The organism is Leptospira licerasiae serovar Varillal str. VAR 010 (genome assembly GCF_000244755.1).
Classification (GTDB): Bacteria; Spirochaetota; Leptospiria; order Leptospirales; family Leptospiraceae; genus Leptospira_B; species Leptospira_B licerasiae.
In genome coordinates, this window is sequence record NZ_AHOO02000005.1 from 233,765 (window position 1) to 247,297 (window position 13,533).

The 13,533-nt window shown below is 41.6% G+C and carries 13 protein-coding genes; 5 read left to right on the top strand and 8 right to left on the bottom strand.

Annotation, left to right across the window (positions count from 1 at the left end):
* The first annotated feature begins 168 nt into the window (after positions 1-168).
* A complete protein-coding gene (fcpA, locus tag LEP1GSC185_RS01565) occupies positions 169-1,080 on the top strand; it encodes a flagellar coiling protein FcpA (protein ID WP_008589523.1) in 912 nt (303 codons plus the stop codon).
* 81 nt (positions 1,081-1,161) lie between these two features.
* Here the strand turns inward: fcpA and LEP1GSC185_RS01570 are convergent, their stop codons facing one another.
* Positions 1,162-1,563: an LA_3696 family protein gene (locus LEP1GSC185_RS01570; protein ID WP_008590121.1), complete on the bottom strand. Its 402-nt coding sequence runs from the start codon at positions 1,561-1,563 to the stop codon at positions 1,162-1,164.
* Between the two features lie 293 nt (positions 1,564-1,856).
* Here LEP1GSC185_RS01570 and LEP1GSC185_RS01575 point away from each other — a divergent pair, with 293 nt between their 5' ends.
* Positions 1,857-3,434, top strand: coding sequence for a flavin-containing monooxygenase (locus LEP1GSC185_RS01575; RefSeq protein ID WP_008589837.1), 1,578 nt, complete (start codon positions 1,857-1,859; stop codon positions 3,432-3,434).
* A gap of 1 nt (position 3,435) precedes the next feature.
* Here LEP1GSC185_RS01575 and LEP1GSC185_RS01580 read toward each other — a convergent pair whose 3' ends face one another.
* The 7 genes from LEP1GSC185_RS01580 to LEP1GSC185_RS01610 form a co-directional block, all read right to left on the bottom strand.
* A complete protein-coding gene (locus LEP1GSC185_RS01580; protein ID WP_008596482.1) occupies positions 3,436-4,218 on the bottom strand; it encodes a TlyA family RNA methyltransferase in 783 nt (260 codons plus the stop codon).
* Positions 4,199-5,137 carry a polyprenyl synthetase family protein gene (locus LEP1GSC185_RS01585; protein ID WP_008591434.1) on the bottom strand — a complete coding sequence of 313 codons (939 nt, stop codon included), beginning with the start codon at positions 5,135-5,137 and terminating at the stop codon, positions 4,199-4,201. The genes LEP1GSC185_RS01580 and LEP1GSC185_RS01585 overlap by 20 nt, the downstream gene beginning before the upstream one ends.
* Entirely contained in the window at positions 5,134-6,162 is a 1,029-nt protein-coding gene (locus LEP1GSC185_RS01590; protein ID WP_024863960.1) for a zinc-binding dehydrogenase, read from the bottom strand. The genes LEP1GSC185_RS01585 and LEP1GSC185_RS01590 overlap by 4 nt, the downstream gene beginning before the upstream one ends.
* Positions 6,163-6,249: 87 nt before the next feature.
* Positions 6,250-7,035: a dienelactone hydrolase family protein gene (locus tag LEP1GSC185_RS01595; RefSeq protein ID WP_008591063.1), complete on the bottom strand. Its 786-nt coding sequence runs from the start codon at positions 7,033-7,035 to the stop codon at positions 6,250-6,252.
* 82 nt (positions 7,036-7,117) lie between these two features.
* Positions 7,118-8,341: a hypothetical protein gene (locus tag LEP1GSC185_RS01600; RefSeq protein ID WP_008590479.1), complete on the bottom strand. Its 1,224-nt coding sequence runs from the start codon at positions 8,339-8,341 to the stop codon at positions 7,118-7,120.
* Positions 8,342-8,396: 55 nt separating this feature from the next.
* Entirely contained in the window at positions 8,397-8,909 is a 513-nt protein-coding gene (locus tag LEP1GSC185_RS01605) for a GlcG/HbpS family heme-binding protein (protein ID WP_008590691.1), read from the bottom strand.
* 234 nt (positions 8,910-9,143) lie between these two features.
* Positions 9,144-11,168 (bottom strand): neutral/alkaline non-lysosomal ceramidase N-terminal domain-containing protein, encoded by a 2,025-nt coding sequence (locus tag LEP1GSC185_RS01610; protein ID WP_008590905.1) that lies wholly within the window; start codon positions 11,166-11,168, stop codon positions 9,144-9,146.
* A 196-nt stretch (positions 11,169-11,364) separates the two neighbouring features.
* Here LEP1GSC185_RS01610 and LEP1GSC185_RS01615 point away from each other — a divergent pair, with 196 nt between their 5' ends.
* The 3 genes from LEP1GSC185_RS01615 (at position 11,365) to gcvH (ending at position 13,525) form a co-directional block, all read left to right on the top strand.
* Positions 11,365-11,832 (top strand): YiiD C-terminal domain-containing protein, encoded by a 468-nt coding sequence (locus tag LEP1GSC185_RS01615; RefSeq protein ID WP_008590686.1) that lies wholly within the window; start codon positions 11,365-11,367, stop codon positions 11,830-11,832.
* Positions 11,833-12,004: 172 nt separating this feature from the next.
* Positions 12,005-13,117 (top strand): glycine cleavage system aminomethyltransferase GcvT, encoded by a 1,113-nt coding sequence (gene gcvT / locus LEP1GSC185_RS01620; protein ID WP_008589433.1) that lies wholly within the window; start codon positions 12,005-12,007, stop codon positions 13,115-13,117.
* Between the two features lie 15 nt (positions 13,118-13,132).
* Positions 13,133-13,525 carry a glycine cleavage system protein GcvH gene (gene gcvH / locus LEP1GSC185_RS01625; RefSeq protein ID WP_008591622.1) on the top strand — a complete coding sequence of 131 codons (393 nt, stop codon included), beginning with the start codon at positions 13,133-13,135 and terminating at the stop codon, positions 13,523-13,525.
* Positions 13,526-13,533 lie beyond the last annotated feature (8 nt).

Here is a 13,533-nt window from a genome sequence, read left to right on the forward strand (position 1 = left end):
TTGTAAAAAGATACTCGTTTATGTCCCTTGAATAGGAAAAATGGGAAATTTTTTTTAATCCAGGTTTATATCTAAAGGTCCTTGACCGATAGTTAAACAGAAGAAAAGGACTTTGCCGTCCTTTTTCTAAATCCTATCTTTGAAAGAGAAGGCACAGGTGTGAGCACTATGAAGGTGATGAAGACTATATTCGTTCTTCTGGCCGTGGTCGGACTCAACCTCTCCTTGTTCGCACAGAACCAAGGGGGGCAGGATACGACAGATGCCAAGGCGGCAGCTGATAAGATCGACGAACTGCTGAAAGGTGAGCTCGTTCCGGAAGACGACGACAAGAATCTAACGGAAGAAGCTAAGAAACGTAAAAAAGAAATCCAGGAGCAGGAAGCGATCTGGAAGAACCCTGACTTCAAAGGTTACGACAAGAACTTCCAAGAACTCCATCAGCTTTCTAAGGCTTTCGCGAACAACAAGTTCCGCCTGGCCCTGACTAGCTATCAATCCGGAGTGAATACCGTCCTCAAGATGAGGGAAGCTGTTGAGCAGTACCGTAAAGAGGAAGCGGAGAAGAAACGTCTAGACGAGAAATGGTATTGGCAAAAGGTCGACCGCAAAGCTCGCGAGGATCGTGTCGTTTCCCGCCAAAAGTTGGAAGCTAAACAACAAGCATTGAATTATTTCACCAAGGCAATCAATCATTTGGATGAGATCAAGAACCCGGATTTACGTGAACGTGCCGAGTTCAAGAGACTACTTTCCGATGTATATAGATCTTGGATTGTTACTGAATACGATCTACAAAACTTACCTCAGTGTATTCCTATACTGGAACTCTACATCGAGGTTAATGAAAACGAGAAAGAATACCCAGCTCACAAGTATCTTGCAAGCTGCTACGCTTTCGAGGAAAACATGATCAAGAAATACGGTGGAGCAAGCGAAGACCAGATGTTCAAATTCCGTCACAAGAAAAACATCCACCTTCTCCGCGCTACCGAGCTGAAATATGGAAAGGATTCTCCGGAATACAAACACATCGTTGCTTTGATTAACAAAGACGAAGTGATTTCGGTTCGCCCATAATCCTCTCTTTTCATTTCAATGTAGGAAAAAACCCCGGCTTTAAAACCGGGGTTTTTTTATTTCTAAATGAATGGTGAGACCTTATTGGAAGATCAGTTTTGCTAATCCAATATAAATAGGAAGGACGGAAGTAATGATAACAGCAACCATCCATCTTGTTTGAGAAGCAATTGTCTCGTGAATACTTGCGATTTCTTTGTAAACTTCTTTGAACTGTTCTTGGATCCCTGCAAAGCCCGCATGCATTTCTGCTCTTAGTTCCGCAATTGCGATCCAAAGTTTTGCAGTTTCTTCTTTAAATTCTAAACGAAGCTTGCCAGTCTCTTCCATTAGCCTTTTTTCGAATCTTTCTGAAACGAATTCTTCCATAAACTTTCTCCCTCCTGAATTGGCTTGATTTAAAAGACTGACAAGAGCCTCTGCACCTTCTTCGCCTAAACTGTTCCTGAGTGCTTTCGGAACTAATAATATTGGTTCTGTCATAAGATATCCTTCCCGGATTTGATTTTCAAGCGACTTGCTTTGGAAGAACGGGTCTGAAAGAGGAAAAAGTGGTTCACACTTTTTGCAAGATTTGATGGATCTTTGCCGGAATATTGATTCCAAAAGAAAAATAGAAATGCAGTGGAATGAAATTCCTTACTGATTTCGAAATTTATTAGTATTTACCGGTATCAAATTCTAAGATCGGACGATCCTTTCCGAGAAAGACTGTAATCTATATCTTACAAAACGCCGGGACCTTCCGGAAAGAATGTGTAGAGGAGAGAAGAAGAATGGCAGCTCAGACATTGGAAAGACCGAGCCTCGACCAGAACTCCCAAGCGGAAAAAGTATATGATGTAGTCATCATAGGAACTGGATTCGCTGGGCTATGTATGGGGATACGCTTGAAACAAGCCGGAATAGAATCATTTGTAATTTTAGAAAAAGGAAATGGGATCGGAGGAACCTGGAGAGATAATAATTATCCCGGAGCGGCGTGTGACGTTCAATCCCACTTGTATTCTTTTTCATTCGCACCTAAATCGGATTGGTCCAGACTTTTCGGCCCCCAAGAAGAGATCCTAAATTATATGAATCAATGTACGGATCGTTTCGGCATCCGCTCTTTTATTCGAACAAACTCGGAAGTGAGCGGCGCCTGGTTTGATGAAAAAACCGGCCTTTGGGAAATCAGTACGACAAGTGGGAAATCCTATAAAACGAAATCCGTAGTGAGCGGAACCGGAGGCTTAAGTAGACCGGTTCTTCCGAATATCAAAGGAATAGATACATTTAAAGGAGCAAAGTTCCACTCTGCAAAATGGGATCATAGCTATAATCTACAAGGAAAGAAGGTAGCAGTGATCGGAACAGGGGCAAGTGCTATCCAAATCGTTCCTGCTATCGCACCAATTGTAGGGACATTAAAACTATTTCAAAGAACTCCCGCTTGGATCATCCCAAAACCGGATAGTAATATCTCAGGTTCCGTAAAAGGGATCTTCAAATTTATTCCCCCACTAAGATGGCTGTTCAGGAAAGCGATCTACTGGCTGAACGAAATAGGCGTATTAGCATTTGCGATCAATCCAAAGCTAATGAAAATTTTCGAAAAATTCGCCAAAAGTTTTATCAACAAAAGTATACATAGCGAAGAACTGAGACAAAAGTTAACTCCGAATTATACGATCGGATGTAAACGTATCCTTCTTTCCAACGACTATTATCCGGCATTGAATAGAGAGAATGTCGAATTGGTTACCGAAGGTATAGAAGAGATCACCGCTTCCGGAGTAAAAACAAAAGACGGAGTCGAACATAAGGTTGATGCGATCGTTTTTGCAACAGGTTTCCAAGCGGCAGAGGCAGTTTCCCCTTTTGAGATCAGAGGAAGAGGCGGAAAACTTTTAGCTGATGCTTGGGAAGACGGGGCAGAAGCCTATTTAGGGACCACAGTATCCGGTTTTCCGAATCTATTTATGATCGTGGGTCCGAATACAGGATTAGGCCATAGTTCTATGATCCTGATGATTGAGTCCCAGGTACAATATACTCTCCAAGGGATTCGTTACCTACTTAATAAAAACATAAAGTTTATAGATGTTCGCAAAGATGTCCAAGATCGTTATAATGAGGAGATCCAAAGGCGTTTAAGCAAATCAGTCTGGATGACCGGAGGATGTGTAAGCTGGTACAATACTAGCTCGGGTAGAAATACCACTCTTTGGCCCGGGTTCACTTTCGAATTTAAGGCCAGGACATTTTTCCTTCGTCCTAAGGATTACGAATTTGTTCGAGTAGACGGAAAGGCAAAAAAACCAGGAATCGGATCCAGAGTCTCTATGGCTTTAGACGCGACCTTCGGTTAAGTTAGAGAGTCCAATACACTAAGATTTCCCGATTACCATCTCTCCCGGTAATCGGGGAATTTTCCAAGCCTATCCTTTTTCCTTTTACTTCATTTTTCAAAAATCGTAAAAAAGAACGGATCGTTTTCCAACGAATCCAAGGATCTCTTAAAACTCCTCTGTCCAAATTCCTGGGCTCTGTCTCAAATTGAGGTTTGAATAAACTGACTATATTCCACCGAATATTTGAATTCTTATTTTTAAGTTCGGATAGAACAGGCAGAACAGTGCGAAGGGAAATAAAACTTAAGTCCATGACCAAAAAAATCTCATCCGGAAACTTTATTTCCTTTTTTTCAAACCACAAAGAAGACAATAATTCCCAACTGGTATCTCTAATATGAAATCTATCTCGAACGGAAACTTTCGGATCCATCGCTATCTTGGAAGCCATCTGCCCGTAACCGACATCGAAGGCGAATACTAAGTCCGCACCTTCTTCCAAAAGAACTTGCGTGAACCCTCCGGTAGAAGCGCCCCAATCCACACAAAGCTTTCCTTTGACGGATATATTCCATTTTTTGAATGCTTCCTTGAGTTTATAAGCTCCTCTGCTTACATATTTAGGGATAATTTCTCTGATACGGATCTCTACAGATTCTGGGAATAAGGCGCCCACCTTGTCCGACATCCTGTCGTTTACTAAGACAGAACCGGATAAGATCAGACTCCTGGCCTTGGAAATATCTTCGGCCAAACCCTTTTTCAAGAGTAAGTCATCTAGTCTAATTTTTTCTTTTGCCAATGTTAGAAGGTAAGGACCGAAAGAACTCGGGAAATTCGGAAGTTTCTACTTTAGAAGGAGAATCCAGATCGGATCCTAATTCTTCCAATTCGGAAACTAGATCGGAGACCATTTGTTTACAAGTTTCCATTCCATACAAAGAAGGATAAGTGATCTTTCCGGACTTCCCGTCCTTGCCTGGAGTTTTTCCCAGATCTTCCTTAGTCCCTTCGATATCCAAAATATCGTCCGTGATTTGAAATAATAAACCGAGTTTAGCACCGTATTCGGAAATGGTTTCTTCTCTTTCTTGGTAATCATTTCTCAAACGATTTCCCATCAAAAAGGAAGCTTGGATCAATGCTCCGGTTTTCAATTTATGCGTTTTGGAAAGTAATTCTTCTTTTGTTCCGGTTAAAGAGGAAGGATTCCTTTCCATTAACAGATCATACATTTGCCCGGAGACCATCCCCGCTGCCCCGGCACCTTTTGCCAAAGACCTAACTAAATCTTTATGCAAATCTTTATCGGAAGAGTCGATCAGGGTCAGCCAATCGAATGCATATGCCTGCAAAGCGTCACCAGCGAGTATTGCGGTCGCTTCGGAAAATTGTTTATGGAGAGAAGGTTTTCCTCTTCTGAAATCATCATCATCCATGCTGGGAAGATCGTCGTGGATCAAACTATATGTATGAATGAATTCTAATGCAGCTCCTATCGAAAGAGAATCATTATCTATTTTTCCGAAGGAAGCAAATGTTAGGATCGGTCTTAGTCTTTTTCCCCCTGCTCTCAGACTGTATTCCATAGCAGCCGCAAGTTCTGGAGCCGATTCTTTTTTAAAAAATGGATACACTTCGTTTTCTAAATAATCTTCGAAACGATCCTTGGAACGTTTTAATAATTGAGAAAGTTCGTTTGTTTCCGTTCGATTTGTCATTTTCCTGATTCGACGTTAATCACCACTTTACCGGTAGTATTTCCAGTTTGGAAATGTCTGACTGCCTCCGGAAGATCCACAAAAGGATATACGGAATCGATATGAGGTGGTTCCAAATTTAATTTCGAAAGGGCCTTCAGATGGATAGTTAGTTCATCGATCTTTTCGTATAACCAGATCAAATTAAATCCCATCACCGCTTTATTGTCGGAAACGATCTCTAAAGTATCCACCTTCGGCCTGGTCAAATATCTCCAAGCTAAAGTCAGCCAATTGACTTTGTCTCCTTGGCTCATAAAAGAAGCGGAACCATAAACAACCATCCGGCCCATAGGAGAAAGAGCCTCGTAACTTGCTTTAAAGATCTTACCGCCGATACATTCTAAAACTAAATGTAATTCTCTTCCGCCAAGTGCTGTTTTTAATTCCTCCGGAAAGCGGGAAGATCGAATGATCCAGGCATCGTAACCTTCTTTTTCTAATAGAGAAATTTTAGAATGATTTCCTACAGAACCTAGAGTCCAGGCTCCAAACTTTTTAGCGATACGATTAGCGTAGATCCCTACACCTCCCGCAGCGCTATGGATCAAAACATTTTGGCCTTTTCTTAAATCTCCTAAAGGAAGAAGAGCATAATATGCAGTAAGTCCTTGGACTAAGAATCCTGCTCCTTGCTCGAAACTCCATTTTGGAGGGAGCGAAAAAATATATCGGGAATCTATATTGATATGGTCGGCGTATGCTCCGAAACGGGTTACTCCCATGACCTTGTCGTTCTTTTTGAAATTTTTGACCTTTTTGCCGACAGCAACTACCTTACCGGAATATTCCAAGCCTGGAATAAAAGAACCTTTAGGTGTCGCGCTATACAATCCTTGGATAGCAAAAATATCCGCAAAATTCAGACCGATTGCACGGATCTCAATTGTGACTTCATTGTCCTGAGGAGGGGGAAGTTCCTCTTCTCTTCTTTCCAGAGAATCCAAAGAACCTTTGGTATCGACTCGATAAACGGAGCGAATCATGAGGGCATTCTGCTCTTTTAATTCGTATCCTAAAAGGAAAAAACGGATCAAAACGGAGGAAAAATCTCCTCCGTTTCTTGGATAAAATTACTTAGAAGGGAAAATTTCTTTTAGGAAGTTTTTCAACTCCAACCAGGAACGTTTATCCGCTTTTTCATTATAAGCCGCTCCTTTAGAGTTGTCGTTTCCCGCTTCCTTGATCGTGAAGGAATGGACTGCACCTCCGTAAGAAACGAATTGCCAATCCACTCCGGCAGTTCTCATTTCTTCTTGGAAAGCCGACACCTCATCCGGTTTTACAAAAGGATCGTCAGCTCCATGAAGCGCTAAAACTTTGCCCTTAATATTTTTAGCGTCGTCCGCCTTAGGAGTAGATAAACCGCCATGAAAGCTAATAGTACCTTTTAAAGGAGCTCCACTCCTTGCTAGCTCTAGGGCTGCTGTCCCGCCGAAACAATATCCTAAAATCGCTAGACTTTTGGGATCTACACCTCTTTGAGATTTTAATGCGTCTAACGCGGCCTGTCCTCTTGCTCTTAAAAGTTTGCGATCTCCTTCTCTAAAAGAAGCAGCAAGTTTTGCAGCTTCTTCCATAGATTTAGGACGTACACCCTTTCCATAAATATCCGCAGCAAAAGCCACATATCCTAACTCAGCGAGTTGTTCCGCTCTTGCTTTTGTATTTTCTCCCAAACCCATCCAGTCATGGACAAGCACGATACCTGGAGCCTTTTTGGCGCCTTCCGGATAAGCAACAAAACCTTCTAAGATGGTGTCGCCTTGTTTGTATTCTACGAATTCGGATTTAACTTTTGCGGATAAAACATTTGCCGCCAAAAGAAACGTTATACTGAACCAAATGATCTTTTTCATTCTTATGTATCCTCGGGCATTCCCGTATAGAAAATAAATTTGATATTAGACTGATTTGAAATTTAAAGCGAAAAAATTTGAATTAAAAATAAACTACGCGAAGATCCAAACCGCCATGAGTAATATGGACCGTTTGTAATTTAGAGTGAATTCCTTTTAAAAAAGAGGACCAAGTTTCTTCGTCAGGACAAAGAATAAATCCGGAAAATTCTCCAGGAAGTTCCCACCAATTTTTTAAAGTTTCTGCGATACGTCTATATAAGCCCAGATCGGAACCTTTTTGTATTCTTAGGCCGTAAGGTGGATTGAGCGGCATCCAGATCTTTTTCGGTTTGCCTGCGGATTCCCAGATCTCTTTAGGAGATAAAGAGAAAAAATCCTCTTCTTTCCCGATAAAACGATTTTCGGAATTCAAAGGAAATTGCTTTATGAATTTCTGATATTCTTCTCTTCTTTCGTTCAAGTAAGAGAAAATTTCCGGTTCGGAATCGTTATACCAGAATGTGAACTTTTTACTTTCTTCTTCCGGGCCGATCTTACGTTTTAAGAATTCCCAACTAGGTGCCGGAAATTCCTTCATCTCTTGGAACATATAGTTTCGATCCAAATGAGGAAGTCCTAATTTCAAAAGTAAAGAAGCGGACTCCCATACAAATGTTCCGGAACCTGCAAATGGAACAAACACCGCATCCGGTTCAGGCATATTCTTTTTTAATAAATACAAAAGAAAAGCGGCGGTATCTTCCCTGACCGGAGCTGATTTGGATAGAGGTTTAAAATTTCCTCTTTGAAAAATAGGAGCGCCCGCCAAACTCAAAGAAAGTATAATACTATCTCCTAAGGCAAGTGCGTTCAGTTCCGTATTTTTAGATCCTGAATCGCCGAATGAGGAATAAGAACCTTCCCAAAAAGAATATAATTCTTCTCTGGAGATTTCTTTTCTTCCCCGTACCTGCGGATGGAAATTTATCCCCCAACCTTCCGGCAAGATCTCATTCTCTCTTAAGGACTCTATCAAACCGGAAAAGTTAAACTTTCCATCTAAGGGAAATTTTCCCAAATTCAAACGAAAATCTCTGATCCATGGAATTCTTACCAACACTTCTAACGCTTGGCGAAAATTCGTTTTTTCTAATACGAATTTTTCGGGAAAAACCTTAAACTCAGGAGTATGATTTCTAGGAAGAAATGGATCGGAAACGATTTGAGAAAGTAGAGATTCCGTTTCTCTGGCAGAACCTGGAGGAACTAGGAATTCCCATCGAAGAGGTTTGCCAGATTTAAACTTGGAGATTTTCCAATCCATAGAGATATCCTTTTAAAATCGATTCTCCAGGAAAGGAAAAAGTCCCGGATCCTTCTCACTTAGAACTTAAAGCGGAGACTCCTGCTCTGGCTACTTGTCCATCCTGAGTAGATTGGGCTCCCGAAACTCCAATCGCTCCGATAATTTTTCCATCCAGAAGGATCAATTCTCCACCTTCCAATGGAAATACTCCCGGAACTGCCAAAAGTCTAAGACCGATCCCTCCTTTTTCAACCGCTTCTTCCAAGGCTCTGCTCGGTCTTTTAAAATTATTGGCTGTCGAAGCTTTTCCTTTGGCGATATCAATAGAACCTATTTGAGTATTATCCATTCTTTGAAATAATACCAAATTTCCTCCAGTATCCACAACTGCTATGGCCATATTCCATTGGTTTTTCTTTGCTTCTGCTTCTGCGGCAGCGATTACTCTTTTGGCCTGTTCCAAATTAATATTGGGCCCATAGGTTAAGGGTTGGGCCTGAAAAGGACGAACGATCCCAAAGAACAAGAAGCAGATTGCCCAAAACTTAGGGAATAGATTTACAAATATTGAATGTTTTCTTTTCAAAAGAATTCTCCTTAAACGCGATACTCTCCTTTTTTTAAAAAAGGACTTAGAATTTGATCTTGGATTTTTGTCTTGGGCCGATCCGGTGAATGCAAGACAGAAGCAAAGGTAGGACAAAAAACGAAGTTGTTTTTTGTATAAAGAAGCCGCCGAAAGACTTCGGCAACTTCTTAAAGTGTGGAACGGAAAGATCTCTCTGTCAATTAAAAAGAAGATCTTTCCGCTTTTCTGAAGTTAGAACTCTGGAGAAACGAACTTAGCTTGGCCTGCGCGGGGACGGATCACAAATCTATATTTACGTTTTGCGATTTGTTCCGGGTTGTACCAGCGAACTTGATAAACTGCCATTCCTTTTCCTGAGTTAGAAGTTTTTCTGACTTCTATATCGACTCCCTTATCGTCTACAGGTTCCCCTTCATGAGTTAATTCTTTCCAATCGGAATTACCTTCTTTGTATTCGATAGAAACTAAAGATTCATGGAGAGAAATCTCGGAACGACCCACGTCCTTATAACGAAAGACCCAATGTTTTTCCAAGTTTTCTTCCGCTAAGATCAGCTCAGGAGAATCTACTAATTCCCTTGTGCCTTCCGATTTTTCAGTTTCAGGATAACGATCCGAACGATCCAATTCGTAATTCCAAGATGCAGGGAAAGATTCTTTTCCTCCGGCAACAGGAAGATTTTTGGTAAGATCGGCAAGATGCGCCTGTAAGAACGGTTGAGTGCCAGGCCCATAAAGAGTGTGGCCGCCCTCGTAATGCTGACGAGTATATTCTTCCGGAGTAGTTACATAACCGAAGTATCCGTTTGCACAACTGATTACGGATGCGTTTTTGATCGGTTGAGAACTGGACTTTAATGCCTCTTCCACGAATCTTTTTCCGGATTCTTTAGTGACCTCGAAAGGAACAGGAAGAAGAAGTGTATCCGCAATTTTTACAGATTGTAGAAGAAGTTTATGAGGAAACTTTGATTTTGGAAGAACGATCGGTTGCAGATATTTGAAACCTACGATTCTTTTATGACCTTGGCAACCGCCTGTCAAAAACCAACGAGGCCAACCTTCCGCAAAGAATGGAAGCCAGTTCAATACCGGAGTGAGTCCATCTTCGGCGCCACCTGTTAAAGCTGTTCCTACATATGGACGATCGCAAACTTCTGCGTCTCCTATCTTTTGATTTTCGTATAGGTCCACTTCTCTTGTATTAAAAGAAAGATTTGCGTCCGTGCTTAAAGAGTTTTGTAAGGAGTCGAAAAGTTTAGCTGCTTCTTCTCCTATAGCTTCTCCAATTCTTCTGGATTCGATGAAACCTTGCATGTCTTCTCGATAATCGGGAGAGTTATCTCCATGAGTGGAATTGTTCAGTGCATGGATTGGATCCCAGCTTGGTTTAAAATCTTTACGGATCTTCTTTTCTAAAATTCTAGCAGGATAAGCAAACACATCTGCATTCGCAACGTCATTAGAATCCGGCACTGTTGTTCCGTGAACGGAGAATGTGGAGAACGCACCGAGCGGTTTGTATCTTCCGTCTTTGTCTTGTGCGTCGATACGGATCATCACTAGATCTGGATTGATCGCCTGGTATTGGATCTCAGGTTTTAACTCTTCGAATCCCGAATTTTTATTAGCGCGGTATGCATCCAAAGACCTATTTCTGGTGAGTCCCCAAATCGCAGTTTTTCCGGAAGCAATCTTAGCAGGTTTTGCGGACTTGTAAGCTTCTTCCACTCCGTTGGTCAAACGATCCAATACGAAATCAGTCCAACCTTTGTCGAATCCTGGCTTATTAGAAGCAAACTCGTTATAAAAATTATTATCGTAGAAGTTAGCCGGAGCTGAGTGAGTATGAGTTCCGGCAAATACGATCCCGCCGAAAGAAATATCTGTCTTAGAAGCTAAACGTTCCGCAAGCAAGTGATGTATCAAAAGAGATCCGGACAAAAGATCGCTCTGGATCAGTACTACAGGTTCATTTGCATCTTTTTTAATATAAAAAATTCTAGCATAAAGACGAGTGCGAAATCCTTTTTCAGTTTCGGCCATTTTGGAATAACCTGCTAAAGGTAGACCGGGAGGAGGAGTTAAATCCACCTTGGAAATTCCAGCAACCAGTCCTCTGGTTTTGGAAGCGACTTCCGGTTTTTTATACGCGATCTTATACTCGGCGACGGTCCCGCAAGCGACTGCGGAAAAGATCAGAAGGATCGAAACTAGATACGGTTGGATTTTCTTCACAATTTGATTCGGGTTCATTCCCCCTCCGGGAATTCTATGGTTTTTTTAGCCTCTACTTGCTATCAGAAGTGTAAGTTCTTAGCAAGAATTTTCGGATAAATAGTATAGTATCGATCGGTCTTACAAACCAATTATATTCGCCAAAAATAGCTCGGATTTTTGAGTCGCTCATTAGTTTGGGATAAAATAAAGAAATACGGATCAGGAATCTTCTATGTCCCAACCGGGCTTTTTACAAAGACTAAAATTTCATTTTTTCAATTTCTATCCTCCTTACTTCGGTGCAGGGATCAAAGTGAAGTCCTTAAACAAAGACAGGACCTTATTCTCCACCACGATGAAACTTACACCTTTTAATAAAAACTATGTGGGAACACAATTCGGAGGATCTCTCTATTCCATGTGCGATCCATTTTATATGTTGATCCTAATGGAACATTTAGGGCCTGGATATTTGGTCTGGGACAAAGCAGCAACTATACGATTCATAAAACCGGGAGAAGGCGCCGTAAGAGCCGAGTTCCATATCCCTAAAGAAAAAATCCAGGAGATCAAAGAAGAAACGGATCGTAAAAGGAAAATGGACGTTACCTTCACTGCTCAGATCTTAGATGTAAAGACCGGTAAGCTTGTGGCAGAAGTAGATAAAGTCATCTATGTCAGAAAAAAATCCAAAGAGTAAGATCTAAAAGTCTTCCGCCCAAATTTCGTCAGCAAGATCTTCTCCGCATTAGTCTATGATCCCGGGACCTTCTTCTCGAACGATTCTAAAGAAGACCCATCAAATCTTTTTAAAGGGGGCCTAAAATTGTTTTTCCCTAGGGACTACGATGAAATGATGGCCCCAAACGCTTATGTCCCAATGGAAAACTACACCTCTGCATGAGGAGCATAAACTTTTAGGCGCTAAGATGATCCCTTTCGGCGGTTGGGACATGCCTGTTCAATATTCCGGAATCATCGCAGAACATACTGCGACTAGACAAGCCGCAGGTCTATTCGATGTTTCTCATATGGGCGAGATCTTTATCGAAGGTCAGGCCGACATCATCCTTAGCTTCCTCGAATCGGTTACTTGTAATTCTGTTTCTTCCTTGGCAAATGGGCAAGTACAGTATAACGCAATCATCAACGAGAATGGCGGACTGGTAGACGATATCACTCTCTATAAGTTCAACGATCAGAAATATATGATCTGCGCAAACGCTTCTAACGTGGATGCAGTGTATGAGTATCTGAAAAAGTATGTCCCGGCTTCAGTAAAGTTGGAAAACCAAAGTGCGAACTGGCACCAAATTGCGATCCAGGGTCCAAAAGCTGATTCTATACTTTCTTCTTATCTTAAATCGGATCTAAGTCATATCGGATATTATAAATTCGTGTTATTTCCTTTTGCGGGAGAAGAGATCATTCTCTCTCGGACCGGTTACACTGGAGAGGACGGATTCGAAATTTACAGTTCGAATGCGACAGGGGTCAAACTTTGGAAAGAGCTTTTGGAGTTCGGAAAAAAAGAAGGGCTTCTTCCTGTAGGTTTAGGCGCAAGAGACACACTCAGGATCGAGGCAAAATATCCTCTTTATGGTCATGAGTTGGACGAGAACAGAAGCCCGAACCAATCCGGGATAGGCTGGATCGTAAAAGAAAAGAAAACAGAGTATCCTAAATACAAAGAGATCATCTCCGAAAAAAAAGAAGGACCTAAAAGAAAGATCGTGGCCTTCGAACTACAAGAGGCAGGAGTTCCGAGAGAGAATATGCCCGTATTAGATTCCAACGGCAAAAACATAGGGATCACGACTTCCGGCACCTTCTCCCCTTCCTTAAAAAAAGGAATTGGGCTCGCTCTCGTGGACTCTGAAAAGATCCAACATGGAGAATCCATCCAGATCGAGATCAGAGGGCAAGCAAAGTCCGCAATTATATTCACCCAATCTTTCATTCCGGGAAGCATTCGGAAAAATTAAACTAAGGATTTTTAAATGGCAGTAACTAACGCTCCTCCAGGCTACAAGTTCACAGAAAAACACGAATGGGTAAAAGTAGAAGGCGACACCGCATTGATCGGGATCTCTGATTATGCTCAAGCGGCACTCGGAGATATCGTTTTTGTGGACCTTCCAAAAGTAGGGAAATCCATCAAACAATTCGACACATTCGGTACAATAGAATCCGTAAAAGCGGCAGAAGATTTATACGCTCCTATCAGCGGAGAAGTAGTCGAAGTTAATGGAAACCTTTCCAAAAACCCGGCCGCGGTGAATTCGGATCCTTTCGGGTCTTGGATGATCCGAGTCAAAGGGATCAATTCTTCCGAATTGGAGAAATTATTAGATCCCGAATCTTACAGAGAATTAGTAAGCAAACTGGATTAGGAAAATAG